The 25,015-nt window shown below is 70.4% G+C and carries 21 protein-coding genes and 1 pseudogene; 10 read left to right on the plus strand and 12 right to left on the minus strand.

Translation table 11 applies throughout. The features are described 5' to 3' along the window. From AC07OQ_RS17990 to AC07OQ_RS18000, 3 genes are all read right to left on the minus strand, one after another. Nucleotides 1-1,027 (minus strand): ExeA family protein (locus AC07OQ_RS17990; RefSeq protein WP_495054509.1); only part of this gene is annotated, 1,027 nt, incomplete at its 3' end. A 37-nt stretch (nt 1,028-1,064) separates the two neighbouring features. Next, nucleotides 1,065-1,319, minus strand: a complete 255-nt coding sequence (locus AC07OQ_RS17995; RefSeq protein ID WP_495054510.1) for a DUF3297 family protein — start codon at nt 1,317-1,319, stop codon at nt 1,065-1,067. A gap of 133 nt (nt 1,320-1,452) precedes the next feature. Continuing rightward, nucleotides 1,453-5,127: an L-glutamate gamma-semialdehyde dehydrogenase gene (locus AC07OQ_RS18000; protein WP_495054511.1), complete on the minus strand. Its 3,675-nt coding sequence runs from the start codon at nt 5,125-5,127 to the stop codon at nt 1,453-1,455. Nucleotides 5,128-5,219: 92 nt separating this feature from the next. Here AC07OQ_RS18000 and AC07OQ_RS18005 point away from each other — a divergent pair, with 92 nt between their 5' ends. Both AC07OQ_RS18005 and AC07OQ_RS18010 read left to right on the plus strand, forming a co-directional pair. Beyond that, nucleotides 5,220-5,687: an Lrp/AsnC ligand binding domain-containing protein gene (locus AC07OQ_RS18005; protein WP_495054512.1), complete on the plus strand. Its 468-nt coding sequence runs from the start codon at nt 5,220-5,222 to the stop codon at nt 5,685-5,687. Nucleotides 5,688-5,855: 168 nt separating this feature from the next. Next, the gene (locus tag AC07OQ_RS18010; RefSeq protein ID WP_495054513.1) at nt 5,856-6,056 is read left to right on the plus strand and encodes a hypothetical protein; all 201 of its coding nucleotides are present in this window, start codon (nt 5,856-5,858) and stop codon (nt 6,054-6,056) included. On the opposite strand, the gene AC07OQ_RS18015 is transcribed toward AC07OQ_RS18010, so the two are convergent. The 3 genes from AC07OQ_RS18015 to AC07OQ_RS18025 form a co-directional block, all read right to left on the minus strand. Next, entirely contained in the window at nt 5,989-6,714 is a 726-nt protein-coding gene (locus AC07OQ_RS18015) for a phosphatase PAP2 family protein (RefSeq protein WP_495054514.1), read from the minus strand. The genes AC07OQ_RS18010 and AC07OQ_RS18015 overlap by 68 nt on opposite strands. Before the next feature lie 128 nt (nt 6,715-6,842). Then, nucleotides 6,843-9,080 (minus strand): putative bifunctional diguanylate cyclase/phosphodiesterase, encoded by a 2,238-nt coding sequence (locus AC07OQ_RS18020; protein WP_495054515.1) that lies wholly within the window; start codon nt 9,078-9,080, stop codon nt 6,843-6,845. A 149-nt stretch (nt 9,081-9,229) separates the two neighbouring features. Beyond that, on the minus strand, nt 9,230-11,305 hold the full coding sequence (locus tag AC07OQ_RS18025; protein WP_495054516.1) for an oxidoreductase: 2,076 nt from the start codon (nt 11,303-11,305) through the stop codon (nt 9,230-9,232). A 126-nt stretch (nt 11,306-11,431) separates the two neighbouring features. On the opposite strand from AC07OQ_RS18025, the gene AC07OQ_RS18030 reads away from it, so the two are divergent. From AC07OQ_RS18030 to AC07OQ_RS18040, 3 genes are all read left to right on the plus strand, one after another. After that, the gene (locus AC07OQ_RS18030; RefSeq protein ID WP_495054517.1) at nt 11,432-12,715 is read left to right on the plus strand and encodes a DUF4397 domain-containing protein; all 1,284 of its coding nucleotides are present in this window, start codon (nt 11,432-11,434) and stop codon (nt 12,713-12,715) included. Between the two features lie 258 nt (nt 12,716-12,973). Beyond that, nucleotides 12,974-13,894, plus strand: a complete 921-nt coding sequence (locus AC07OQ_RS18035) for a DMT family transporter (RefSeq protein ID WP_495054518.1) — start codon at nt 12,974-12,976, stop codon at nt 13,892-13,894. Between the two features lie 158 nt (nt 13,895-14,052). Continuing rightward, the gene (locus AC07OQ_RS18040) at nt 14,053-14,820 is read left to right on the plus strand and encodes a helix-turn-helix domain-containing protein (protein ID WP_495054519.1); all 768 of its coding nucleotides are present in this window, start codon (nt 14,053-14,055) and stop codon (nt 14,818-14,820) included. Nucleotides 14,821-14,910: 90 nt separating this feature from the next. On the opposite strand, the gene AC07OQ_RS18045 is transcribed toward AC07OQ_RS18040, so the two are convergent. Beyond that, nucleotides 14,911-15,828, minus strand: a complete 918-nt coding sequence (locus AC07OQ_RS18045) for a LysR family transcriptional regulator (protein WP_495054520.1) — start codon at nt 15,826-15,828, stop codon at nt 14,911-14,913. A 112-nt stretch (nt 15,829-15,940) separates the two neighbouring features. Here AC07OQ_RS18045 and AC07OQ_RS18050 point away from each other — a divergent pair, with 112 nt between their 5' ends. Continuing rightward, nucleotides 15,941-16,993 carry a tripartite tricarboxylate transporter substrate binding protein gene (locus tag AC07OQ_RS18050; RefSeq protein WP_495054521.1) on the plus strand — a complete coding sequence of 351 codons (1,053 nt, stop codon included), beginning with the start codon at nt 15,941-15,943 and terminating at the stop codon, nt 16,991-16,993. Between the two features lie 51 nt (nt 16,994-17,044). Beyond that, complete coding sequence (locus AC07OQ_RS18055) at nt 17,045-18,562, plus strand: M81 family metallopeptidase (protein ID WP_495054522.1); 1,518 nt, start codon at nt 17,045-17,047, stop codon at nt 18,560-18,562. A 154-nt stretch (nt 18,563-18,716) separates the two neighbouring features. Here AC07OQ_RS18055 and AC07OQ_RS18060 read toward each other — a convergent pair whose 3' ends face one another. Together AC07OQ_RS18060 and AC07OQ_RS18065 are read right to left on the minus strand one after the other, a co-directional pair. Continuing rightward, nucleotides 18,717-19,382: an FMN-dependent NADH-azoreductase gene (locus AC07OQ_RS18060; protein WP_495054523.1), complete on the minus strand. Its 666-nt coding sequence runs from the start codon at nt 19,380-19,382 to the stop codon at nt 18,717-18,719. Then, complete coding sequence (locus AC07OQ_RS18065) at nt 19,379-19,840, minus strand: GNAT family N-acetyltransferase (protein ID WP_495054524.1); 462 nt, start codon at nt 19,838-19,840, stop codon at nt 19,379-19,381. Before AC07OQ_RS18065 ends, AC07OQ_RS18060 begins: the two co-directional genes overlap by 4 nt. Before the next feature lie 99 nt (nt 19,841-19,939). On the opposite strand from AC07OQ_RS18065, the gene pdxR reads away from it, so the two are divergent. Together pdxR and AC07OQ_RS18075 are read left to right on the plus strand one after the other, a co-directional pair. Beyond that, entirely contained in the window at nt 19,940-21,424 is a 1,485-nt protein-coding gene (pdxR, locus tag AC07OQ_RS18070) for a MocR-like pyridoxine biosynthesis transcription factor PdxR (RefSeq protein ID WP_495054525.1), read from the plus strand. A gap of 108 nt (nt 21,425-21,532) precedes the next feature. Further along, complete coding sequence (locus AC07OQ_RS18075; RefSeq protein WP_495054526.1) at nt 21,533-22,012, plus strand: VOC family protein; 480 nt, start codon at nt 21,533-21,535, stop codon at nt 22,010-22,012. A gap of 226 nt (nt 22,013-22,238) precedes the next feature. Here the strand turns inward: AC07OQ_RS18075 and AC07OQ_RS18080 are convergent. From AC07OQ_RS18080 to AC07OQ_RS18090, 3 genes and pseudogenes are all read right to left on the minus strand, one after another. Continuing rightward, a pseudogene (locus tag AC07OQ_RS18080) lies at nt 22,239-22,517 on the minus strand (transposase); the annotation flags it as partial. A gap of 84 nt (nt 22,518-22,601) precedes the next feature. Continuing rightward, nucleotides 22,602-22,994, minus strand: coding sequence for a GFA family protein (locus AC07OQ_RS18085; RefSeq protein WP_495054527.1), 393 nt, complete (start codon nt 22,992-22,994; stop codon nt 22,602-22,604). Nucleotides 22,995-23,192: 198 nt separating this feature from the next. After that, entirely contained in the window at nt 23,193-23,714 is a 522-nt protein-coding gene (locus AC07OQ_RS18090) for an Lrp/AsnC family transcriptional regulator (protein WP_495054528.1), read from the minus strand. A 100-nt stretch (nt 23,715-23,814) separates the two neighbouring features. Here AC07OQ_RS18090 and AC07OQ_RS18095 point away from each other — a divergent pair, with 100 nt between their 5' ends. Then, complete coding sequence (locus AC07OQ_RS18095; protein ID WP_495054529.1) at nt 23,815-25,014, plus strand: M20 aminoacylase family protein; 1,200 nt, start codon at nt 23,815-23,817, stop codon at nt 25,012-25,014. Nucleotide 25,015: the final 1 nt, after the last annotated feature.

Here is a 25,015-nt window from a genome sequence, read left to right on the forward strand (position 1 = left end):
CCGCCGCTATGGCCGCGCTGGCCGCGCTGGCCGCCACGGCAGGCGCCAGCGCTGCGAGGGCCGGCCCGTCCTGCGCCCCGCCTACCGTGCGAATGGCCAGGGCGAACACGGCGGCCGCGGCCACCGCGCCGGTGGCGCCGAGGGCCCAGCCCAGGCGCCGGTGGCGCCGTGCCGGCACCGCCGCCTGCCGGGCAGCCTCCTGGTCGAACACCTCCGCGGCGGCCCGGGCCAGGGTGCGCCGGTCGACGCGCTTGCGGCCCTGGGCATAGGCGCCCAGCAGCGCGCGATCGCACAGCAGGTTGATGCGGCGCGGCACGCCGCGCGACAGGCGGTGCACCTGGCGCAGCGCCTGGCGGTCGAAGGGCAGCGCGGCGGCACCGACGCTGCCCGCCACGCCCAGGCGGTGGTGCACGTACTGCGCGGTCTCGGCCTCGGACAGCGCCGTCAGATGGAAGCGCGCGATCACGCGCTGGGCCAGCTGCTCCAGCTGCGGGGCCGCCAGCATGCTGCGCAGCTCGGGCTGGCCGATCAGGATGATCTGCAGCAGCTTGCGCTCGCTGGTCTCCAGATTGGTCAGCAGCCGCAGCTGCTCCAGCAGCTCGGGCGCCAGGTTCTGCGCCTCGTCGATGATCAGCACATTGCTGCGGCCGGCCGCGTGGGTCTGCAGCAGGAAGGCGTTGAGCCGGTCGACGCAATGCTTCGCGGTCTCGCTGCCGCCCGCCGGCAGCGGCTCGCGCGGGATTCGGTATTCCTCGCAGACCGTCTGCAGCAGCTCCAGCACCGTCAGCTTGGGGTTGAAGATGTAGGCGACGTTGCACTGCGCCGGAATCTGCTCCAGGAAGCAGCGGCACACGGTGGTCTTGCCCGCCCCGATCTCGCCGGTCAGCAGCACGAAGCCGCCGCCGCCGCGCAGGCCGTAGAGCAGATGCGCCAACGCCTCGCGGTGCCGCTCGCTCATGAACAGGTAGCGAGGATCGGGCGCGATCGAGAAGGGCTCGTGCTGCAGGCCGAAGAAGGGGGCGTACATGCGAACGGTGGGGAGGTCCGGGGGGCTGGCCGCTAGCTTACTTGTAGAAGGCCTCGACCTTGCCCTTGAGCTTGATCATCAGCGGATTGCCCTTGCGATCCACGGTGCGGCCCGCGGGCACGCGCACCCAGCCTTCGCTGATGCAGTATTCCTCGACGTCGAAGCGCTCCTTGTCGTTGAAGCGGATGCCGATGTCGTGCTCGAACACGGCGGCCACATGATGCGGGCTGCGTGGGTCGATCGATAGGTGGTCGGGCAGCGGGGGCTTGTTGTTGCTGGCAGCGTCGGTCATGCAAACGTCTCTTCGGTGATGCGGATACGAGGCCGCTATTGTCCAGGACTCGGGCGGCAGGCCGGGACGGGGTTCACCAGGCTCCCGGTTCGGCTGCGGCAGCTTAACCCGGCCGGGCCCGGTGCCGCGGGCCTCAGTGCAGGCCGGCCAGCAGGGCCGCGTTGCCGCCCGCCGCCGCGGTGTTGATCGTCAGCGTCTGCTCGGCCGCGAAGCGGTAGAGCTGGCGCGGATCGAGCGCCTCGGCGGCCTCGATCAGCGGCAGGATGGCGCCGGGGCGCTCGGCCAGCCGGCGCTGCAGCGCGCGGCTCAGCGCGCCCTCGCCGGCGACCACCACGCCGGCCAACTCGGTCGTCGCCAGCCAGGCACCCAGCTGTGCGTCCGCACGCCCGGCGATGCGAACCGGGGCCGACGCCGGCAGGGCCGCCAGCAGGGTCTGCGCCGGCGCCTCGCCGCGCTCGTCGACCAGCAGGGCCACGCCGTTGCCGGCCAGCAGGGCGCCGACCACCGCCGCCGCCAGGGCCGGCGCGCCGGCACCGGTGGCCAGCACCAGGAAGATGCCGCGGCCATGGCGACGCAGCTCGTTGCTCTCGCCGGTGGGGCCGGGCAGGACCAGCGGGGCCAGGTCTTGCTCGGCGGCGGCGGCCAGGGCCGCGATCGTGGCGGCACTGGCGCCGTCCAGCAGGCCGTTCCTCGCGCCCTGGCGCAGCGCGGCGACGCGCTCGGACAGCGGCTGCGCGCTCCAGGTCCGGAAGGCCGGGCGCAGTTCGGCGCAGAGCGCGGCAACGGCCGCGGCCGCCGTCGCATCGCCGGCCGCGAGGGCCACCACCGCGCCGTCGGACGGGCGCGCCGGCAGGGCCGCGCCCGCCGGCGCGGCGAAGCGCCGCAGATAGCTGGGTCCGCCCGCCTTCGGGCCGGTGCCGGACAGGCCCTCGCCGCCGAAGGGCTGCACGCCCACCACGGCGCCGATGATGTTGCGGTTCACGTAGACGTTGCCGATGCGGGCCTTGTCCGCAAGACGCAGCGCCCGGCTGTCGATGCGGGTCTGGATACCCAGGGTCAGGCCGTAGCCCAGGCCGTTGATCCGATCGACCACGGCATCCGCCTCGCCGCCCCAGCGCAGCACATGCAGCACCGGGCCGAAGATCTCCTGGCCCAGCTCGCCAACACTCCCGATCTCGAAGGCCACCGGGCGGACCAGGCGCGGCAGCGCGTCGTGGATCGGCGCCTCGGCGATCAGGCGGGCCTCTCGCTTCAGGCGCGCCACATGGCGCTGGATGTTTTCAAACGCCTCGTCGTCGATCACCGGGCCAACATCGGTGGCCAGCTCTTCGGGCCTACCGACCCACAGCTCCTGCAGCGCGCCCTTGAGCATCGCGATCAGGCCGTCGGCGATGCTCTCGTGCACGCACAGCAGGCGCAGCGCCGAGCAGCGCTGGCCGGCGCTGCGGAAGGCGCTCTGCACCACGGCATCGACCACCTGCTCGGGCAGAGCGGTGGAATCGACCAGCATCGCGTTGATGCCGCCGGTTTCGGCGATCAGCGGCACGATCGCGCCGGACTTGGCGGCCAGCGTGCGGTTGATGATCTGCGCGACCTGGGTCGAGCCGGTGAAGCAGACGCCCGCCGTGCGCGCGTCGGCCACCAGGCCGGCGCCGACGATCTCGCCCGGGCCGTGCAGCAGCGCCAGCGCATCCGGCGGCACGCCGGCCTGATGCAGCAGCTCGACCAGCTTCAGCGCGACGAAGGGCGTCTGCTCGGCCGGCTTGGCGGCCACCGCATTGCCGGCGACCAGGGCCGCGACCACCTGGCCGGCGAAGATCGCCAGCGGGAAGTTCCAGGGGCTGATGCAGACGAACACGCCGCGGCCCTGCAGCTCGGATTGCGACTCTGCCTCATCGGCGTAGTAGCGCAGGAAGTCCACCGCCTCGCGCACCTCGGCGATGCAGTCGCCGGCGGTCTTGTGGGCCTCCCTGACCAAGAGGCCGCAGAACTCGGCCAGGCGCGCATCAAGCAGCTCGGCGGCGCGGCGCAGGATGGCGGCGCGTTCCGCGACGGGGCGGGCATTCCAGGCCGGGAAACCGGCGGCCAGCCGTTCCATCGCGGCCCGTACCTCGGCGGCGCCGGCCTCGGGCACGGCCTCGACCCGGGCGGCGGCCACCGCCGCGACGATGGGCGCGCGCTCGCCCGGCGCCGTCAGGTCCGCCCCGCTGCTGTTGCGGCGCGCGCCCAGGATGGCGGCCGGCAGGGGCAGCGAACCCTGGGCCTGCACCAGGGCGAGCGGTGAGGCCAGCAGCTCGTCGACCTTGACCTCGGCATCGGCCAGCTGGTGCACGAAGGAGCTGTTGGCGCCGTTCTCCAGCAGACGGCGCACCAGGTAGGCCAGCAGGTCGCGGTGCTCGCCGACCGGCGCGTAGACGCGGCAGGGAATGCTCGGATCCTTCAGCACCTCGCGGTAGACCCCCTCGCCCATGCCGTGCAGGCGCTGCATCTCGAACTTGGCTCCCGCCCCCGCCCCGGAAGGGGCGTCCAGGCCAGCCGCCCTGGCCATCTGCAGGATCGCCGCGATGGTGCCGGCGTTGTGGCTGGCGAACTGCGGGTAGATCACGTCGGCATGGCCGATCAGGGCCTGGGCGCAGGCCAGATAGGAGACGTCGGTGTGCTGCTTGTGCGTGTAGACCGGATAGGCCGAGAGGCCCAGCTCCTGGGCGCGCTTGATCTCGCCGTCCCAGTAGGCGCCCTTGACCAGGCGCACCATGAAGCGCAGTCCATGCTTGCGCGCTATTCGCGCCACCTCGTCGACCACCGCGCGGGCACGGGTCTGGTAGGCCTGCACCGCCAGGCCGAAGCCGCGCCACTGCGGGTAACGGCCGGCGATACGCTCGGCCAGCGCATCCAGCACCTCGAGCGAGAGCTCCAGCCGGTCCACCTCCTCGGCGTCGATGGTCAGGTTGATATCGGCCTGGGCGGCCAGCTCGATCAGCTGCCAGACGCGCGGCAGCAGCTCGGCGAACACGCGCTCGCGCTGCAGCACCTCGTAGCGCGAGAACAGGGCGCTGAGCTTGATCGAAATGCCGTCCGCGCCTTCCGGCCCGACATCGGCAGGAAGAGCCTGGCGGCCGCCGGCGATCGCCTTGATCGCGTTGATGTACGCGGCCTGGTAGCGCTCGGCGTCGTGCTCGGTGCGGGCGCCCTCGCCCAGCATGTCGTAGGAGAACCTCAGCTGGCGCTGGACCTTGCGCGCGCCGTCGGCCTCGCCCATCGCCTCCTGGATGCTGCGGCCCAGCACGAACTGGCGGCCCAGCAGCTGGATCGCGCGCACGGTGGCCGCGACCACTGTCTGCGCGCCCAGGCGCTTGATCAGGCCGCTGTCGGCCTCGGCACCGGGCAGGAACTTCTTGGACAGCGAGATCGCGCTGGCGGCCAGGCCGGCCAGCATCTTGTGCGGGCCGGATGGGGAAGGGGCCCCATCCTTCGTGCGGCCCGAGCCGCCATCGAAATCGGCCCGCCCCAGCTGGTCGGCGGTCAGCGCGATCGCGGTCTCGGCGTCGGGCACGCGCAGCAGGGCCTCGGCCAGGCGCATCAGGGCCAGGCCCTCGGCGCTGGTGATCGGGTATTCGCGCAGCAGCGATTCCATCGCCCAGAAGGGCGCGGGGTTGGCGCGCACCTGTTCCACCCAGGGACCGGCGGTCCGCAGCACGGCCGGCCAGTCCAGCGCCACGCCGGCGGCCAGTTCGCGCACCAGCGGGATCTCGTCCCGGTAGGGCTGGGGCAGGCGGGCCGACTCGGGCGACAGGACGAAAGCGCTCATGGGAGGGATCCTCACTAGTGAAGACCGGAAATTTATTCGTCCTCGTCTTGGATTAAATTCCAAACATCAGAAGCTGAGCCGAGAAAAATCCAGTGTCATCCGACGAACTCGACAAGATCGATGCCCGCATTCTGCGCGTGCTGCAGGCCGATGGGCGCATTTCCAATCTGAAGCTGGCCGAGGCGGTACATCTCTCCCCCACCGCGGTGCTGGAACGGGTCAAGCGCCTGACCCGCGAGGGCTACATCCTGGGCTACGAGGCGCGCCTGAACCCGGCCAAACTGGGGGCCTCGATGCTGGTCTTCATCGAGATCCTGCTGGACCGCACGGTGCATGACGTGATGGACAACTTCAAGGCCGCGGTCCAGGCCCGGCCCGAGATCCTGGAATGTCATCTGGTGGCCGGCGGCTTCGACTACCTGCTGAAGACCCGGGTGGCCGACATGGGCCATTACCGCGAGTTCATCGGCAGCGTGATCTGGACCCTGCCGGGGGTGCGGGAGACACGCACCTATGCCGTGATGGAGGAGGTGAAGCACAGCAGCGCCCTGCCGATCTGAGCTCATTTTTGTCGCCTTCAAGATCAGATGCGGCCCGTCCCCCGAGGGAGTGTGAGGGCGACCCCTATCCCCCCGCCCTCCCCCATCGTCCCTCCCTGGGTGTGATGGGAGAGCCGCCGGCGCTCGACCAAACTGGACTCATCACAGGCAGTACCCATGGAGTCCATCATGCAAACCCAGCGCCAAGACCAGACCGCCGCCGCCGAGCAGCAGGCCATCGCCCTGCTGCTGGAAGAGCTGGAGCCGGGCGCGCGCTGCGGCTGGTACGCCTCCAGCTACGAGCTGCGCCAGGGCCTGGAGATCAGCGAGGAGACGGACGAGACGGTGCTGGCCCTGTGGTTCCCGGCCCCCGCCGCGCGGCTGCACTGACCCGCGCCGGCAGATCGGCAGGCCCGCGGCGGTGCAGGTCCTGGCGCGTGTAGACCTGGCCGCGGCCCGAGAGCTGGCGCGACAGCTCCATCATCAGCTCATGGCTGCGCGAGCGCGGTGCCGACAGCGGCAGCAGCAGCATCGCCGCCGCCAAGCCGGCCGGCAGCCATAGCGGCAGGGCCAGGCGCAAGGCCGGCGCGCCGCGCAGCACCCAGACGCTGGCCAGGGCCCCCAGAGCAAAGCCGATCAAGGCCTCGGATGGAGAGTGGGCCCTCACCTCGACGCGCGACCAGGCCACCAGAGCCGCCAGCAGGAAGGCCGCCGCCACCACCCAGCGCCGCCGCCGCACCCCGCGCGCCAGCAGGGCGACCCAGGCCAGCGACGGCAGGCTGGCGGCCGCGAACATCGCATGGCCCGAGATGCCGGTGAAATCCCAGCGTGCCGAACCCAGGCCCCAGCCCATGAAGGCCAGCTTGCTAAGCGCCGTCAGCAGCGCCACCGCCGCGATGGCGCCCAGCCAGCGCAGGGCCAGCCGCCCCTGCCCGGCCGCCCGCCACAACCACAGCGCCGCCGCCCCGACCAGGGGCAGCAGGATCTGCGCCTCGCCGAGGCGGGTCAGCACATGCCAGAACGGCAGGGGGGTGGTGGCGTCGAACATGCCGCGATGCTAACGGCCGCCGCAAGATGGCCCGGCCAACTCAGCGGAACCCGCGGATCCGGCTCCGCCGGGCCGCCGGGCTCGCCCCCTTGAGGGGGCGGCCGCAGGCCGTAGGGGGTGGGCGAGTACTACGCCAGCTGCAGATGCCGCGGCCGCGCCAGGCGCGGCTCGGGCGGCGGCGGCGTGAACTGGAAGTCCTCGGCGGGCATCGGCCGGCCGTAGTGCCAGCCCTGGGCCCAGTCGCAGCCCTCGCGCAGCAGCCAGGCGGCCTGCTCGGCGGTCTCGACGCCCTCGGCCAGCACGTCCAGGTTCAGGCTGCGCGCCAGCACGATCACGGTGCGGGCGATCGCCGAGACATTGGCATCGCTGCCCAGCTCGGAGACGAAGCTGCGGTCGATCTTCAGGGTCCTGACCGGCATGCGCTTCAGGTAGGACAGCGAGGAATAGCCGGTGCCGAAATCGTCGATCGCGACCCGCACGCCGCGCTGCGACAGCTCGGTCAGCAGCTCGATCGCGCCCTCCGCATCCTCCAGCAGCAGGCTCTCGGTGACCTCCAGCTCCAGGGCCTGGGGCGGACAGCCGGTCTCGGCCAGGATGTAGTCCAGGGTCTGCACGAAGTCGCTCTGGCGCAGCTGGCGCGCCGAGACGTTGACGGCCACCTGCTGCGGCTTGCCGGGCTGGCCCTGCCAGCGCGCGGCCTGGGCGCAGGCCTCCTGCAGCACCCAGCGGCCGATCGGCACGATCAGGCCGGTGTCCTCGGCCAGCGGGATGAACTCGGCCGGCGAGATCGGGCCGCGCGTCGGGTGGCGCCAGCGCAGCAGCGCCTCGGCGCCCACCAGCTGGCCGTCGGCGAGGCGCACCTGGGGCTGGTATTCGATGCGGAACTGCGCCGCCTCGTTGGCCAGGCGCAGCGCATGGGTCAACTCGAAGCGCTGCTGCACGGCCTGGGTCAGCTCGGGGCGGTAGGCCTGCACGCTGTTGCGCGCCTCCAGCTTGGCGCGCACCATCGCGGCCTCGCCGTTGCGCAGCAGCTCGTCGACATCGGTGCCGTCGGTCGGGTAGATGGCCAGGCCGATGCTGGCACCCAGGTTGAAGCGCTGCTGGCCGACGACGATGGGCTCGTCCATGGCCTGGATCAGGCGGTCGCCCAGGCGCATCGAGGTCTCCTCGTCCACCAGGCCCGAGAGCACGACGACGAACTCGTCGGCCCCCACCCGCGCCACCGAATCGCTGGCCCGCACCACATTGATGAAGCGCTCGGCCGTGACCTTGATGACCTCGTCGCCGGCGCTGTGGCCGGCAATGTCGTTGACCTCGCGGAAGCCGTCCAGGTCGATGTAGAGCAGGGCCACGCAGGTGTGGTCGCGCTGGGCGATGCTGATCTGGCGGGTGATGCGGTCGCGCAGCAGGGCCAGGTTGGGCAGGCCGGTCAGGCGGTCGTGCAAGGACTGGTGCAGCAGCTCGGCCTCGGTCTGCCTGATGCGCGAGATGTCGGTCAGCACCAGCAGGTGCTGCAGCGGGCTGGAGCTGCTGGGCGGCACGCGCACCAGGGTGGCCCAGACCGGCACCGGCTCGCCGTCGCGGCGCCGCAGCGCCAGCTCGCCACACCATTTGCCGGCCTCGTCCAGCGCCTGCCAGATCTGCTGCTGCAGCTCGCTCGCCTGCTCGCCGGGGCGCAGCGGCTGGGGCAGGCGGCCGAGCTGATCGCGCAGGTCCAGGCCGGTGATCTGGAAGAAGGCCGGGTTGGCATCGACCACGCGGGCCTCGGCGTCCAACAGCAGGATGCCCTCGGCGCAATGCTCGAACACCATCGCGGCGCGGCGCAGCTCGTCCAGGGCGATCTGCAGCTCGGTCATGTCGCGCGCCACGCCCAGCGTGCCCAGGCGCTCGCCGTCGCCGCCCAGCACCGGCGCCTGCTGCATGTCCAGGCACAGGCGCAGGCCCTCGGTGCTGCGCGTCCAGGCGCGGCCCTCGGCCGGCAGGGCCTGGGGCAGCTCCTCGTCGCGCTTGCCCTGCAGCTCGGCTTCGCTGCGGCCCACCAGGCGCTCGAAGGCCGGGTTGCAGGCCTCGAAGGCGCCGTCCGCGTCCTTGAAGTAGACGCCGTCGGGGATGGCATTGAGCAGGGCCGCCAGGCGGATGCGCTCGCGCCGTTCGCGCTGCAGCTGGGCGCGGCGCAGCTTCAGGCGCCGGCGCTGCCGCCGCAGTATCACCAGGCCGCCGCCCATGGCCAGCGTGCCCAGCAGGCTGAAGCCCAGCAGCCAGGCGCCGGGCTCGCCCGGCAGCGGCCCGGCATGGGCCGGCCCCGCCCATGCGGCGGCGAGACAACTCAAGCTCAGCGGCCCGGCAAGGCGGCGAAAATGGTCCATCGGGTGGTCAAGGCCTCGGATCGTCGCGGCGTCCGCCTCGGGGCGGAGTCATCCACCGACCCCTTGTTGTCTGGCACCCATGACAGCCGGGTGTTCCCTCGTGCTCGGCGAATCGGCAGTGTGGCGGCGCTACTTGAGGTTGACCAGCTTTACAAGCGCGCGCCGAGACGGGTTCCCTGCAATATTGCACGCTTTGCATCGAGTTCCGCGGCCTCGTCGGCGCCGCCCAGCAGGTGCACGCTGAGGCCCGCGGCGCGCAGCGGCGCCTCCAGCTCGCGCTGCGGTTCCTGGCCGGCGCACAGCACGATGGTGTCGGCCTCGATCAGCTGGGCGTCGCGGCGCTGCTCGCCGTAGCTGACCCACAGGCCCTCGGGCGCGATCGCCTCGTAGTTGACGCCCGACAGCATCTCCACCTGCTTCATCTTCAGCGCGGCGCGGTGGATCCAGCCGGTGGTCTTGCCCAGCGCGGCGCCGGGCTTGCCGGCCTTGCGCTGCAGCAGCGTGATGCGGCGCGCCGGCGCGGCCGGCTCGGGCCGGACCAGGCCGCCGCGCTGCTGTTCGGGATCGGTCACGCCCCATTCGCGGCGCCAGCCCGCGGCGTCCAGCGCCAGCGAATGGCCCTGCTCGGCACCGACCTCGGCCAGGTACTCGGCGACGTCGAAGCCGATGCCGCCGGCGCCGACGATGGCCACGCGCGCGCCCACCGGGGCGCGCCGCAGCAGCACGTCCACATAGCTCAAGACCTGGCCCCGCGCGATGCCCTCCTGCTGGCCCTTGATGCGCGGATCGCGCGGCGTCACGCCGGTGGCCAGCAGCACCTCGTCGAAGCCCAGCAGGTCGGCGACCGCGACGCGCCGGTTCAGCCGCAGCGTCACGCCGGTCAGTTCCAGGCGGCGGCCGAAGTAGCGCAGCGTCTCCCGGAATTCCTCCTTGCCGGGAATGCGCTGGGCCATGTTGAACTGGCCGCCGATCACCGCGGCGCCGTCGAACAGCTCCACCGCATGGCCGCGCTCGGCCAGCGTGGTGGCCGCGGCCAGGCCGGCCGGGCCGGCGCCGACCACCGCGATGCGCTTCTTGCGCGCCTGCGTGGCGGCCAGCGGCAGGATGCGCAGCTCGGTCTCGTGCGCGGCGCGCGGGTTGACCAGGCAGCTGGCGATCTTCTGCACGAACACATGGTCCAGGCAGGCCTGGTTGCAGGCGATGCAGGTGTTGATCTCGTCGGCGCGGTTCTCGCGCGCCTTCCTGACGAACTCGGCGTCGGCCAGGAAGGGCCGCGCCATGCTGACCATGTCGGCGCTGCCGTCGGCCAGCACGCTCTCGGCCACCTCGGGGCTGTTGATGCGGTTGCTGGTGATCAGCGGCGTCGTGATGCCCTCGGCGCGCAGCTGCGCGCGCAGCTTGGCCGTCACCCAGGCGAAGCCGGCGCGCGGCACGCTGGTGGCGATGGTGGGGATGCGCGCCTCGTGCCAGCCGATGCCGGTGTTGATGATGGTCGCGCCGCCGGCGGCGATCCTCCGCCCCAGGGTCACGACCTCGTCCCAGCTGCTGCCGCCCGGAATCAGGTCCAGCATCGAGAGGCGGTAAATGATGATGAAGTCCGGCCCCACCGCCTCGCGCATGCGCGCGAGAACTTCCAGCGGCAGGCGCATGCGGTTCTCGTAGGCGCCGCCCCAGGCGTCGTCGCGCTGGTTGGTATGCGCGACCAGGAACTGGTTGATGAAGTAGCCCTCCGAGCCCATCAGCTCGACGCCGTCGTAGCCGGCCTCGCGCGCCAGCCTGGCGCAGCGCACGAAGGCGCGGATCTGGCGCTCGATGCCGCGCGCGCTGAGCTCGCGCGGCGTGAAGGGCGAGATCGGCGACTGGATGCGCGACGGCGCCACGCACAGCGGGTGGTAGCCGTAGCGGCCGGTGTGCAGGATCTGCAGCGCGATCTTGCCGCCCTCGGCATGCACGGCGTCGGTGACGATGCGGTGGCGGCGCGCCGCGCCGGACGTGGCCAGGGTGCCGGCGAAGGGCTTGGCCCAGCCCTCGATATTGGGCGCGAAGCCGCCGGTCACGATCAGCCCCACCTCGCCGCGCGCGCGCTCGGCGAAATAGACCGCCATGCGCTCGAAATGCTTGCGCCCGTCCTCCAGCCCGGTGTGCATGCTGCCCATCAGCACGCGGTTGCGCAGCGTCGTGAAGCCCAGGTCCAGCGGGGCGAGAAGGTGCGGGTAGGCGCTCATGGCGGCGGATGCTAACGCGGGCGCTATGCGCGCGACCGCAACAAAACTTCATCTGTCGCAACCTGGGGACAAAGCCCAGCAACGACGCCCCTCTCCAATCGCGCCCATTCTCGTCAAGGAGTTCAAATGGGTTTCAAGCGCCTGGCCGCATGTTTCATGGTTTCCGGGCTGTCACTGCTCGCCGCTTGCGGCGGCGGCGGCGGCAGCGATGATGATGGCAAGGCGCAGATCCGCCTGGTCAACGCGAGCAGCGCCTACAGCGGCGGGCTGGATCTGAAGGTGGACGACGCCGGCGTGGCCAGCGCCGTGGCCTATGGCGCGGCCAGCGGCTACAGCTCGGTCAGCGCCGGCAGCGTCACCGCCCTGGTGCAATCCAGCGGCTCGACCATCAGCTCGCTCTACCCGACGCTGACCAAGGGCAATCACTACAGCCTGATCACCTACGGCTGGTCCGGCAACACGAAGAGCACCATCCTCCAGGAAGAGGAAGAGGCGCCGGCCGAGAACTACAGCAAGCTGCTGGTGCTGAACCTGGCGCCCGATGCCGGCACGCTGGACGTCTACCTGACCCAGAACATCGACGACCTGGCCAACGCCACGCCGAATATCTCCGGCGTGCAGGGCAGCAGCAGCAGCGGCTACAACACCGTCGCCAGCGGCACCTACCGCGTGCGCCTGACCGGCACCGGCAAGGCCATCGATCTGCGCCTGGACATCCCCAGCGTCACGCTGACCAGCAAGCAGGTGGCCACCCTGGTCATCACCCCCACCCAGGGCGGTGTGCTGGTGGGCAGCATCCTGGTGACCCAGCAGGGCAGCCTGAGCGCCCAGAGCGCCACCAAGTCGCGCGCCCGCCTGGTCGCGGCCGTGGCGGACAACGCCAGCGTCGGCGCCACCCTGGCCGGCACCACCCTGCTGACCACCTCGGTGGCCCCCAGCATCGGCGAGTACCAGATCGTGAATTCCGGCAGCCCGACGCTGCAGGTGGTGGTGAATGGCGTGCCGATGGCCGCGGCCACCCCGGCCATGAGCGCCGGCAGCGACTACACCGTGCTGGTCTGGGGCGAGCCGAGCGCGCCGCAGATCTCGGTGATCAGCGACGACAACCGCCTGCCCAGCGCCGGCAGCACCGCCAAGTTCCGCCTGGTCAACGCCGTGGCCCGCCTGAACGCCGGCCTGACCATGACCCTGGACTACAGCGCCATCGCCACCAATGTGCAGCCCGGCAGCGCCTCCGGCGTGGCCACCGTCGGCAGCAGCACGAGCTCGCTGATGAACGTCAGCTCGCCCACCTCGGGCACGCCGCTGTACAGCGTCTCCAGCCTGCCGGTGCAGAGTGCGGGCATCTACACCGTCTTCATGATGGGCAGCGCCAACAACGTGCAGGGCACGCTGCGCCGGGAGCGGTAAAGCCCTCCCCCTACGCGCTGCGCGCGCCAAGGCCGGAGGCCTTGGCCGTCGCCAGGCGCCCACAGTCCGCAGGGACTGTGGGTGTCCGGGTTCCGCCCCCTCAAGGGGGCGAGCCCGCAGGACCGGCAAAGCCGGATCCTCGGGCTCCGCCCGGTGGAACCCCAGCGCTCAACCGGTCCCCTCCAACCCCGTGCGGCGCGCGAGCGCGGCGGGGTCTTTTTTCGCCCGCTCGCCGGCGCGCTGCGGCAAGATCGGGCCATGCCCAGCAAACGCGCTGCCCAGGCTCTCTGGGTCGGCCTCCTGACCATCCTGGTCTGGGGCCTCAACTTCCCGCTGCAGAAGACCCTGTTCCAGGCCATAGGCCCCGAGGGCTTCCTGTTCCTGCGCTACCTGCTGATGCCCGCCTGCGCGGCCGGCCTGCTGCTGTGGCATTACGGCCGGGCCTGGCCGCGCCTGCCGGCCCGGGACTGGCGGGCGCTGGCGCGCCTGGGCCTGATCGGCCAGGGCCTGCACCTGGCGCTGGCCAGCTACGGCGTGCATTGGTCGACCGCCTTCTCCAGCTCGGTGCTGCTGGCCTGCGGACCGGTGTTCACCCTGTTGATCCTGCGCATCAGCGGGCTGGAGACGCTGAGCCGTGCCCAGATCGCCGGCGTCGCGGTGGCGGGCTGCGGCGCCCTGCTGTTCATGTCGGACAAGCTGCTGGGCGGCCACTGGACCGCCAGCGGCGGCGACCTGGTGCTGCTGTTCGCCGCGGCCCTGTTCAGCTACTACACGGTGGCCAGCAAGCCGCTGATCGCCCGCCATGGCGGCGTGCTGGTGATGTGCCATGTGACCCTGATCGCCAGCCTGCCGGTGCTGCTGTACAGCGCGCCGGCCGCGCTGCGGGTGGACTGGGCCGGGCTCTCGCCCTGGCTGTGGCTGGGCGCCGTCTGGGCCGTGGTGGCCAGCGGCTTCGTCGGCTGGCTGGCCTGGGGCTGGGTGAACGCCCAGCGCGGCGTCGCGCGCACCGCGCCGCTGGTCTACCTGATGCCGCCGATCGCCGGACTGTCCGCCTGGGCCGTGATGGGCGAGCGCTATACCGCGATCAAGCTGCTGGCCGCCGCCGTCACGCTGGGCGGCGTGGCGCTGGCCCAGTTCGCGGCGCATCGGCGGCCGCTGCCGTCCGAGGCGGTCGACTGAGCCGGGCCCCGGGGCCCACGGCATCGGGCCGCACGCGTCAGACCCGCGCCGACCGCATCCACGGCCGGCTTGCGCGGCGCTGACGAGATCCAGGCGCGGGCTCGCAATGACCTGTCAGGTCATTGCCGCAAGACCCGCCCCCGCTAGCATCGGGACTCATGAACACCGCCTCCCCCCTCGCCGCGCTGCGCACGCAGCGCCGCATCAGCCAGCTGGAGCTGTCACTGCGCGTCGGCGTCTCGCAGCGCCACCTCAGCTGCATCGAGACCGGCCGCGCCCGCGCCAGCCGCGAGATGCTGATCGCCGTGCTGGATGCGCTGGACGCGCCGCTGGCCGAGCGCAACCGGGTGCTGCTCGCGGCCGGCTTCGCGCCGGCCTACCGCGAGACCAGCCTGGACGACCCCGAGATGGCCCCGGTGCGCGCCGCGCTGACGCATCTGCTGGACGCACATGACCCGGCGCCGGCCCTGGTGATCGACGGCGCCTGGAACCTCGTTATGGCCAACAAGGGCCTGCGCGGGCTGATGCGCCTGCTGGGCGTGGACCCGGCCCTGCTGGAGCAGGACTTCAACCTCCTGCGCGCCTGCCTGCAGCCCGGCGGCCTGCGCCATCTGTGCGTCAACGAGCTGGAGGTCTGCGCCGCGCTGTGGCAGCGCGCTAGCAGCGAGGCCCAGCATGTGCCGGCGCTCGGGCCGCTGCTGGCCGAGCTGCAGCCCCATGTGCCGCGGCTGGCCGCGCCCGCGCCGGTGACGCCGCTGCTGCACACGCGGCTGCGCTCATCCACCGGTGAGCCGCTGTCCTTCTTCTCGGCCTTCACCACCTTCGGCACGCCGCTGGACGTGACCGTGGCCTCGCTGCGGGTCGAGCATTTCTTCCCGGCCGATGCGGCGACGCGGGCGGTGCTGGCGCGGGCGGCGTCGGACTAGGGCCGGCCGGGCCGTTGACGCCGCGGCATTTCCCGCGCGGTTTCCCGGGCGCGGGCGATGGGCACCGGCCAGTTGGGGCTTGCAGCGAGGTCAGCGGCGATTGAATACCGAGAAATTCTGCCGAATCTCCATCAGCAGCCGACCGGCGGCCAGCGGAAGGGGCCGGCCATGGCGGATGACCAGTCTCACCTTCGCCTTCCGGCACAGCGGATGGGACAGCTCGAGCGCCACCAGGTGACCCGCTTCAATCTCCGTCGCCGCGGCGAGGCCCGCGCCGACGAACGTCACGCCATCGGTCTCGCGCACAAATCTCTTGAGGGCCGCGACCGAATTGCTGCGCAGGGTCGGATGCAGCTTCACATGCTCCGCGTACTCCAGCAGCTCCACCAGTCTGCCCACACCGTAGGCCGGTGGCATCAGGGCCAGCGGGAAGTCCAGTATCTGCCGGATCTGAAGCGGGCCGGCCACCGCGGTCAGCGGATGCCCCGCCCTCACCAGCAGCTTTACCGGCGCGGCCGCGCTGGCGACGAATTCCAGCTGTCGGTCGGGTTGCGGGTTGTAGGCCAGGCCGATGTGCGCGCGGTCGTTCACGAGCTCGCCGATGAGTTCGTCAGCGGGCACGGCGTCGAGCATGACGGAGAGCTTCGGATGCGCGGCGCAGAACTTCGCCACCACTTCGCCCAGCAGGCCGTCGATATAGCCCTCGCTCGCCACCATCCTGACGGTCCCCGCGTCCATCGACTCGATGGCACGCAGCCTCTCCGAGAACTGCTCCTGGTGCGCCTGGCAGCCTCGCCAGTACTCGAGCAGATGGACGGCCGCGTCGGTCGGCACGACGCCCCGCGCCCGCCGCTCGAACAGCAGCAGCCCCAGCTCTTCCTCCAGCAGCGCAAGCTGCCTTGTGACGACGGACGGGGCCGTATTGAGCGCATCCGCCGCACCGCGGATCGAGCCGTGCTCCAGCACCTCGCGGAAGTACTTGAGCCTTTTCTGATTGATTTCGCGCATGCCGGACTCCGGAGGCTGCGTTGCTCCATAGGCAACGAAGTAGTCAAAAGATTGCTATTGCTCGAACAGATCCTAAGCCAAAGAATTTGTCGCATCTTGCAAAGGAGCCGAGATGCGACACCTCACCAGATTGCCCCTCACCCATTGGATCAAGGCCATGGCCGGTGCCCTGCGCCATCGCGGCCCGAGAGCGCTGGCGGCCACCGCCCTCGCACTCGCCGCCGGCGGTCAAGGCGCGCTTGCCGCCGAGGCGTTTCCTTCGAAGCCGGTGACCATGCTGGTCGCCTTTCCCCCGGGAGGCCCCGCCGACGTGCTGGCGCGCGCCATGCAGGTGATGATGGAAAAGCGGCTCGGCCAGCCCTTCATCATCGAGAACCTCCCCGGCGCCGGCGGCGCGCTGGCGGTGCAGCGGCTGTTGAGCCGCCCCTCCGACGGCTATACGCTGATCATGGGATCGCCCAACGAGGCCATCCTCGCGCCCCTTGCGAATGCCTCGGCGAAGTACAAGCCCGAAGACCTCGCGCTGCTGGCGCCGATCTCGACGCACCCCCTGGTGGTGATGGCCAGGAGCGAGCTGCCCCTCACCTCGCTCGAGCAGCTCATTGCCGAAAGCGGCAAGCCCGGCGCCGCCGGCCTGACCTTCGGCAGCCCGGGTCATGGCTCGATGTACCACATCGTCTCCGAGTACATGGCACAGACCACCGGTGCCAAGCTGGTGCATGTGCCCTACAAGGGCGCCACGCCGATGATGCAGGACCTGATCGGCCAGCGCATCGACTTCACCATCCTGCCCAACCTCGGCGCCTCGACGCAGATGCTCGAGACCCGCAAGATCAAGGCGCTCAGCGTGCTCGACACGCAGCGCATGCCCACGCTGTCGGGCGTGCCGGCGATCGCCGAATCGGGCATCGCGCAGAAGAGCGAGCTGGTGCATTCGATCTGGCTGGCCGTGATGGCCAAGACCGGTATTCCGGCGGATCGCCAGCGCCTGCTGCTGGAGGCCTCGCAGGAGGCGATCCGCTCGCCCGAGATGGCGCGAGCGCTCCAACCCTCCGGCGTGCAGGCGATGAAGCCGCAATCACTGGCCGACGCGGCGAAGTTCTATGAGGACGAGACCGAAAAGTTCAGAAAGATGGCACGGTCGATCAAGCTGACGCCGCAGTGAAGCCGCCGACGCCCGGCGCCGAACCCCGAATCCCTCAGAAGGAGGCTCCCCTTGAACATCCTTGTTGCCGGTTTCCAGCATGAGACCAACACCTTCGCCCCCACCATGGCCAGCTATGAAAGCTTCGTGCGCGGCGAAGACTTCCCGGCCATGGTGCGTGGCGATGAGCTCTTCGGCCTTCTGAACGTCAACCTGCCGGTCAGCGGCTTCATCAACTTCGTGCGCGAGCGCGGGCACACCGTCACGCCCGTCATCTGGGCCGGTGCCGGCGCCTCGGCCCATGTCACGACCGATGCTTACGAGCGCATCGCCGGCGAGATCGTCGCGGCGGTGAAAAGCGCGGCCTTCGACGCCATCTATCTCGATCTCCACGGCGCGATGGTCGCGCAGCACCTGGACGACGGCGAGGGCGAACTGCTGGCGCGCATCCGCGCGCTGGTGGGGCCCCGGATGAAAATCGTGGCATCGCTCGACCTGCATGCCAACGTCACCGAGAGGATGCTCGCGCTGGCCGACGGCCTGGTGGCCTACCGTACCTATCCGCATGTCGACATGGCCGAGACCGGCCGCAAGGCGGGCGAGCTCCTGCTCACGCTCGCCGATGCCGATCGGCCCGCGCATCTCGTGGCCCGGCGGCTGCCCTTCCTGATTCCGGTCAACAGCATGTCGACCGTGATGCAGCCCGCGCGCGGCATGTACGAGCTGCTCGAGGCGCTGGAGCGGCAAGGCCTGCTGTCGCTGTCCTTCGCGCCGGGCTTTCCGGCCGCCGACTTTCCGGAATGCGGTCCGGTCGTCTGGGGCTATGGCTTCGACAAGGTGGCGATCGGGAAGGCCGTCGACACCATCTTCTCCCGGGCATGCGCGCCGGAAGCCCAATGGGCCGTCCAGTTCGAGGAGCCCGACCGGGCGGTGCAGCGTGCCATGCAGATCGCCGCGACGGCCTCCCGTCCGGTGATCATCGCGGACACCCAGGACAACCCCGGCGTTGGCGGCGATGCGAACACCACCGGGATGCTGCGCTCGCTCCTGAAGTTCGACGCGCAGGACGCTGCCATCGGCATCATCTGCGACCCTGCCGCGGCAGCGGCGGCGCACCGGGCCGGCGTGGGCGGCCGCATCGAGATCGGGCTCGGCGGATGCCCCCAGGTCGAAGGCGACGAGCCGCTTCACGCCAGCTACGAAGTCGAGGCGCTCTCCGACGGCAGGTTCGTCTTTGGCGGCCCCATGATGAACGGCAAGGCGGCCGACATGGGCCCGATGGCGCGCCTGCGCATCGGCGGGGTGCGCGTCGCGGTGAGTTCGGCGAAGGCGCAGCTGCTGGACAGGAATATGTACCGTGCGGTCGGCATCGACCCGGAGACCATGAAGATCCTGGTGAACAAGAGCTCCGTGCATTTCCGGGCCGACTTCGCCGCCATTGCCGAGGAGATCCTGGTGGCGCGAGCCCCGGGGCCGTTCATCGCCGACCCGGCGGAACTGCCGTGGCAGCGCCTCAGGAAGGGGCTGCGGACGAAGCCCGAGGGCACGGCCTTCTCGCCGCCGCCCGACGCCGGCCCGAACAGCGCCTGACCGGGGGTCAAGGCGCACGACATCACCTTGTCGGGGCCGGCGGTCGGCGCGCGATCCCGCGTGTCGACGACGCGCGCGGCGCGGCGCGCCTGCATGGCAAGGATGGGCGGCACGCTGCGCCGGCGCAACAGGGCCGACGGCGTGGCGAACACGCTCACGTTTGCGGCCATGCGTCGATCGAGCCCAGCACCGACGCCGGACCGCCTGCGAGCGGCGGCGACGCCGCAAGCCAGGCCCGCGCCGCTGCGTCCACCGCGGCCAGCGGTTCGGTGGCGAAGGCCAAGCCGGTGGCGGGCACGAAGCTGATGCTGTGCAGGCCGATCACGCCCAGGGCCGCTTGCAGATAGGGGCGGAAGAAGTCCGGCTGCAGCGGCGGTTCGCGGAACATGGCGCCGCCGGAGGTCACCGCCACCAGCGTCGGCCGGTCGCGCAGCAGGCCCACCTTGCCGGTGGGGGTGGTCTTGAAGGTCACATCGCGGCGGACCACATGGTCGATCCAGGTCTTGAGCGAGGCGGGCACCGTGAAGTTGTGCACCGGCGAGGCGATGAGCAGCAGGTCCGCGCGATCCAGTTCCTCGACGAGCCGGTCCGACACCGTCAGCGCCGAACCGAAGCGGGTGCGCGCGGCGGGCAGACGCAGCGAGTCGGCATAGGCCGCGTCGATCGGCGGCAGCGGCTCGGTGCCGATGCGGCGCCGGGTCAGGCGGGTCGCGCCACCGATGCACTCCTGCAGCGTCGACAGCAACTGGCGGGCCAGGCGGGCGCTGGTCCCGTCCGCGCGCGGGCTGCATTCGAGCAGCAGGATTTCAAAGGGCTTCATTTCAGATCCATGCTGAAGTGGAGGCCGCTGGCCAGCAGTCCGGAGCGGAAGTAGAAGCGCTGCGCGAGGCTGTTGGACAACGCGGTGTCCAGCAGCAGCCGGCCGCAGCCGGTGCCGCGGCCGATGTCGCGCAATTCGGCCAGCAGGCGTTCGCCCAGGCCCCGGCCACGACGGGTCTCGCAGGTCACCAGATCGTCCACGTACAGGAAGCGGCCATGGATCAGGTTGTCCAGCGAGCGGTAGCCGGCCAAGGCCACCGCCCGGCCGTCATGCCAGGCGGCCAGCAGGCGATAGCCCTGGGGCCGCTGGACGGCCAGGGCGGCCAGCAGCGCCTCGGCGTCGCGCAGGCCGGGGCGCAGTTGGCGCATCACGTCGAAGCAGGCGCGCACATCGGCCTCGGATTCGGCGTGGCGCAGCTGCACGGCGGCGTCGGGGGGGCGGGTCGTCGCGGTAATCATGGTGTCTGCCGTGGTCTCGGTCGGGGTTCTCGATGGCTCCAAGTGTGCCCGCCGGATGTCACAATCAACAGGTACAGTCTTCGACCGAATGAGTAGGCCATGTCGCGATCCTTGCTGCGCATTGAACAGCACGCCGGAACGCCCTTGCAGGTGCAGATCTATGAGCGCTTCAAGGCGCTCATTCATCAGGGCCAGCTGTCGTCCGGGCAGCGCGTGCCCTCGCTGCGCAATCTGGCCGCGGAGCTGGGCATTGCACGCGGCACGGTGGAGGCGGCTTACGATCGACTCATCGGCGAGGGCTATTTGCTTGCACGCGGCCCGTCCGGCACCTTCGTGGCCGAGTTCGACGGACTGAACAGACCCCCGGGCCGGACCGGCTCGCGCGCCGGGGCGGCGCCTGCCCCGGCGCGGCGCGACAGCGCCTTCCCAGCGGAGGCCGGTGCGCCGCAGTTGCTGCAATTGGGGCTGCCGGCCCTGGATGAGTTTCCGCGCAAGCTCTGGGCGCGCCTGGTGGCACGCCAGGCACGCAGCAGCCAGCCGCTGGCCATGCCGGCACCGCAGGGCCTGCCGCGCCTGCGGGAGGCCATCGCCGCCTACCTCCATCGCTCGCGTGGCATTGCGGCCGAGGCGGGCAATGTCTATGTCGTGCCGGGTTATGCGGCGGCGTTGAGCCTGGTGTCGGACACGCTGCTGAAACCCGGCGGCGAAGCCTGGGTGGAATGCCCGGGCTATCCGCCCACGAGCCAGGTGCTGAGCCGGTTGGGCCACCCGGTGCGGCATGTGCCCGTGGACGAGGACGGCATGCGGGTGGACCTTGCCGCACGACGCTGGCCGCAGGCGAGCCTGGCCGTCGTGACGCCCTCGCACCAGAGCCCTACGGGCGTCTCATTGACCCTGGCGCGCCGCACCGCCCTGCTGGACTGGGCCGACACCGCCGGCGCCTGGATCCTCGAGGACGACTACGACAGCGAATACCGCTACCGCGGCCATCCCCTGCCTGCGCTCAAGAGTCTCGACCGGCGCGAGCGCGTGGTCTATTTCGGCTCCTTCAGCAAGGTGCTCTATCCGGGGTTGCGGCTGGCCTATCTCGTGGTGCCGGAGGGCCGGGTGCCGGCCTTCTCGGCCGTCTGCCAGCGGGCCATGCATGGCGGATGCCCCGAGCTGTTGCAGGCGGTGGTGGCGGACTTCATCGAGCATGGCCATTTCGCCCGCCACATCAGGCGCATGCGGACGCTCTATGCCCAGCGCCGCGGCTTCCTGGCCGACGCCCTGGCCCCTCACGCGCAGCGCGGCCTGCATGTGAGGCTGGGCGACGGCGGCATGCACCTGCTGATCCAGCTGGACGACGCGCTGGACGATGTGGCGCTGGAGGGCCGCGCCCGCGCTGCCGGTTTCGCGGTGCACGCGCTGAGTCGCTGGCGCCAGGCCAGCGCCGGCCCTCGCGGGCTGCTGGCCGGCTTCACCAACGTGCCCTCCGCCGGGGCGGCGCGCGCGCTGGTGCGCGAGTTGCTGCAGGCCCTGGACCTGCCGGAGTCGGTGCAGGCCGCGGCAACGAGGAGCGCCCGGCGATTGCGTTCGGCCTAGCACCGGAAGCGGAGGATTTGCGGGCCGGCCGGAGTCCGGGCGCCTCGTCGGCCCGGGCGCCTGCCGGCGGCGTAGGATGCACCTACCGCCATTTGTTGGAGAACGAAGGTGAGCCCCAAGAACACGATCTGTCTCTGGTACGACGGCACCGCCCTGGAAGCCGCGCAGTTCTATGCCGCGACCTTTCCGGACAGCGCGGTGGGCAGGGTCCAGCACGCGCCCGGCGACTATCCCTCGGGCAAGCAGGGCGATGTGCTGACGGTGGAGTTCAGCGTGATCGGCATCCCCTGTCTGGGCCTGAATGGCGGCCCGGCGTTCAGGCACAACGAGGCCTTCTCGTTCCAGGTGGCGACCGACGACCAGACCGAAACCGACCGCCTGTGGAATGCGGTGGTGGGCAACGGCGGTCAGGCAAGCGCCTGCGGCTGGTGCAAGGACAAGTGGGGCCTGTCGTGGCAGATCACGCCACGCGCCCTCATTGCCGCGCTCGCCGATCCTGATCGCGCCGCGGCCAAGCGCGCCTTCGAGGCGATGATGGAGATGGGCAAGATCGATATCGCGGCGATCGAGGCGGCCCGGCGCGGCTGACACACCTTGCTCGGCCCATTGGCGATGGCCGCGTAAGGCGGTCTTGGGTCGACGGCGCCGCCTAGCGGCGCTGTTGAAATTCGCCGCATTCGAGCCAAGATCACACCCATCTCGGGCTGATCGATGAAGGCGGGACCGGTTCTGCAGGTCGGGCTTGCAATGCAGTGCTGCTTGCCAAGCCTGTGATGCCAGGGCTGGCTGCTCATCGCTGCGCCCCTTGTGGCGCCGGGGTGAGTATTCGAGCCAACCGCCACTGAGCAATGAAGTCCCGAGTGCCGCAGCCCTTGTCCGCGGCCAGCGTCTTGCGATGCTTGCCCGGCACCGTGTCTAGCATGGCCAGGGCTGCCGCGCGCTCGGCGTAGCCATCGGCCTGCGTCACGACAGCGCCCATTACGAGACCCGAGCGGTGCTCCATCAAGACATGCCCTTGATAGGCCAGCACGGCGGCCTGGCTGCTGCCCTTGCGGAACAGCTTCGCATCCGGGCCCGTCGTGCTGGCATGGGTGACAGCTTTTGTTAGCCGCTCTAAGCGCCAGGCGACGCCGGCCCCCTCCGTTCCGGTCGAGCGCCTCCACGCCGTTCGTGCGACCTACCCCTCAAAGCGACTCGTGGCGTCACGATCGCGGTCGTATCGTCTCGTGAGCGGAAACGGCGGCAACCAGGACTCGCGACGGACGATCCAGCTTTCGTAGGTGGGCATCAATTGGTCAGGGGCATCCAGGGATCCCAAGTTCACTTCGATTTCGTCTGCGGTGCGTGCGAAAACGGACGAGCCGCAGCGGGGGCAGAAGAACCGCCCGGCGTAGTCGCGTGTCTCGCCATCGATCGCCACCGCATCCTGAGGAAACACCGCGGACGCGTGGAAAAGGGCCCCGTGATGCTTGCGGCAGTCGAGACAGTGGCAAAGGCCGACCCGGTACGGGAGTCCAGACGCCACAATCCGCACGTTGCCGCACAGGCAGCCACCCGTGAATCGCTCCATGCTGCGTCTCCTCTGAAGTCAAGCGCAAGCGGGCGCAATGCTGGTTGACGACCAACAGCACCGCCACTGCATGTGGCGCAGTGTCCATCACATCACCCTTGCCGTGGGCGCCAGGGACCTGGATGTCCGCGCCCAGCCTCCAGCACAAACCGGCCCGCCCGCCGTTTGGCCTGCGCGCTGGAACGGGCGGGCTCGGCACTAGCCCCGCTGAGCGGCAGGCAAGGGAACCCGTGTCTCGAACTTCGAGCAATTCATCGCGAACATGCTCTTGAAGTTGCGCACGTTGTTGTTGGAAGAAAAGACTTCGCGCGTGAAGGCGTGGTACTGCTCCATGGACTCGGCGCTGGCGATGATCAGGAAGTCGAACTCCCCCGACACCTCGTAGCAGGCCATCACGTCCTCCAGCGCGGCCATGCGCTGCTCGAACTGCTTGAGCAAGGCCGCATTCTGCTTCTCCAGCTCCACCGAAACGAAGACGGTCAACGCACGTCCCACCAGCTGCCGGTCGACGAGGGCGACCTGCTTGTGCAGCACGCCCGACTCCCGCATCTGGGCAATACGCCGCTGGCAGGTCGCCGGCGAACTGCCGACCCGGTCAGCCAGCGCACGAACGGGCAGCGATGCGTCGCGCTGCAGCAGGTCCAGCAAGGCCGCATCCAGGGCGTCCAGGGAGACCGGGAGGCCATTCTTTCCGAGCCGCTGAGCCATTTGATCGGTCATCCCGCGCCGATTGAGACAGAGCAATCATACGTTGCCAATTTACGGTGAATTTGTTCTGCACCCATGCCCAAGAATTCCATATCGACGCATGGGAGCCAGCATGGAAGGCCTGACGCAGCAAACGGGCGAGGACGCGCTTGAGGCCGGTTGGGTACGCTGGCGTCAGGACTTTCATCGTTTTCCCGAGACCGGCTTCAAGGAGCAGCAAACCTCGGACCGGGTCGCCCAGATCCTGGAACTGTTCGGGCTGGAGGTGCATCGCGGCATCGGCGGCACCGGCGTCGTGGCCAGCCTCAAGGTCGGATCGGGCCAGCGCGTCATCGGCTTGCGCGCCGACATGGATGCGCTGGCGATGGCAGAGACCGCGGAGAACCGTGCCTACGCTTCCAGCAACCCGGGATGCATGCATGGCTGCGGTCACGACGGGCATATGGCGATGCTGCTGGGCGCGGCGCAGTTGCTGGCACGCCGTCGCGACTTCGACGGGACCGTGCGCTTCGTATTCCAGCCCGCCGAGGAACACGGCCGGGGGGCTGCCGCCATGCTGGCCGACGGCCTGCTGGAGCGCTTTCCGATGGACGAGATCTATGGCGCCCACAACATCCCCGGCATGCCCGCCGGCCACATCGCCACCCGGGCAGGCGGCATCATGGCGAGCGAGGACAATTTCGTCATCCGCATCACCGGCCGCGGCGGACATGCGGCCCGCCCGCATATGGCCATCGACCCCTTGGTGATCGGGGCCGAGATCGTGCTCGCGCTCCAGACCATCGTCGCGCGCTCGGTCGATCCTCGGCACTCGGCCGTGCTGTCCTGCACCGAGTTCATGACCGACGGCATTCGCAACGCGATTCCGACGGAGGTGGTGATCAAGGGCGACACCCGCAGCTATGCACCGGAGGTGCAGGCCCTGCTGGAGCAGCGCATGCGCGAGCTGTGCGAGGGCATCTGCCGCGCGCATGGCGCGACCTGCACCGTCGAGTACACGCATGAATTCGCACCCACCGTGAACTGGCCGCAATGCGTCGACGTGGCCGTGCGGGCCGCGCGGTCGGTGGTCGGCGATCTCGGTGTGAACGCCGACGTGCCCCCGATGATGATCTCGGAGGACTTCGGAGGCTTCCTGAAGGTCATGCCCGGTGCCTTCGTCTTCATCGGCAACGGCGATGGCGCCAGCCCCGGTGCCGTGCCCTTGCACAACGCCCGCTACGACTTCAACGATCAGATCCTGCCCATCGGCGCGCGCTACTTCGCCGAGCTCGCCCGAGTCCGACTCCCCCGCTCCACTGTGGTCAACTGAC

It is taken from the genome of Roseateles sp. GW821-FHT09B06 (assembly GCF_059418245.1).

Bases quoted from the DNA above. Each gene is read 5' to 3' on its own strand.
- AC07OQ_RS17995 (WP_495054510.1), bottom strand. From the start codon at position 1,319: ATGACCGACGCTGCCAGCAACAACAAGCCCCCGCTGCCCGACCACCTA.
- AC07OQ_RS18000 (WP_495054511.1), bottom strand. From the start codon at position 5,127: ATGAGCGCTTTCGTCCTGTCGCCCGAGTCGGCCCGCCTGCCCCAGCCC.
- AC07OQ_RS18010 (WP_495054513.1), top strand. From the start codon at position 5,856: ATGCAAACCCAGCGCCAAGACCAGACCGCCGCCGCCGAGCAGCAGGCC.
- AC07OQ_RS18015 (WP_495054514.1), bottom strand. From the start codon at position 6,714: ATGTTCGACGCCACCACCCCCCTGCCGTTCTGGCATGTGCTGACCCGC.
- AC07OQ_RS18020 (WP_495054515.1), bottom strand. From the start codon at position 9,080: ATGGACCATTTTCGCCGCCTTGCCGGGCCGCTGAGCTTGAGTTGTCTC.
- AC07OQ_RS18025 (WP_495054516.1), bottom strand. From the start codon at position 11,305: ATGAGCGCCTACCCGCACCTTCTCGCCCCGCTGGACCTGGGCTTCACG.
- AC07OQ_RS18030 (WP_495054517.1), top strand. From the start codon at position 11,432: ATGGGTTTCAAGCGCCTGGCCGCATGTTTCATGGTTTCCGGGCTGTCA.
- AC07OQ_RS18035 (WP_495054518.1), top strand. From the start codon at position 12,974: ATGCCCAGCAAACGCGCTGCCCAGGCTCTCTGGGTCGGCCTCCTGACC.
- AC07OQ_RS18040 (WP_495054519.1), top strand. From the start codon at position 14,053: ATGAACACCGCCTCCCCCCTCGCCGCGCTGCGCACGCAGCGCCGCATC.
- AC07OQ_RS18045 (WP_495054520.1), bottom strand. From the start codon at position 15,828: ATGCGCGAAATCAATCAGAAAAGGCTCAAGTACTTCCGCGAGGTGCTG.
- AC07OQ_RS18050 (WP_495054521.1), top strand. From the start codon at position 15,941: ATGCGACACCTCACCAGATTGCCCCTCACCCATTGGATCAAGGCCATG.
- AC07OQ_RS18060 (WP_495054523.1), bottom strand. From the start codon at position 19,382: ATGAAGCCCTTTGAAATCCTGCTGCTCGAATGCAGCCCGCGCGCGGAC.
- AC07OQ_RS18065 (WP_495054524.1), bottom strand. From the start codon at position 19,840: ATGATTACCGCGACGACCCGCCCCCCCGACGCCGCCGTGCAGCTGCGC.
- pdxR (WP_495054525.1), top strand. From the start codon at position 19,940: ATGTCGCGATCCTTGCTGCGCATTGAACAGCACGCCGGAACGCCCTTG.
- AC07OQ_RS18085 (WP_495054527.1), bottom strand. From the start codon at position 22,994: ATGGAGCGATTCACGGGTGGCTGCCTGTGCGGCAACGTGCGGATTGTG.
- AC07OQ_RS18090 (WP_495054528.1), bottom strand. From the start codon at position 23,714: ATGACCGATCAAATGGCTCAGCGGCTCGGAAAGAATGGCCTCCCGGTC.
- AC07OQ_RS18095 (WP_495054529.1), top strand. From the start codon at position 23,815: ATGGAAGGCCTGACGCAGCAAACGGGCGAGGACGCGCTTGAGGCCGGT.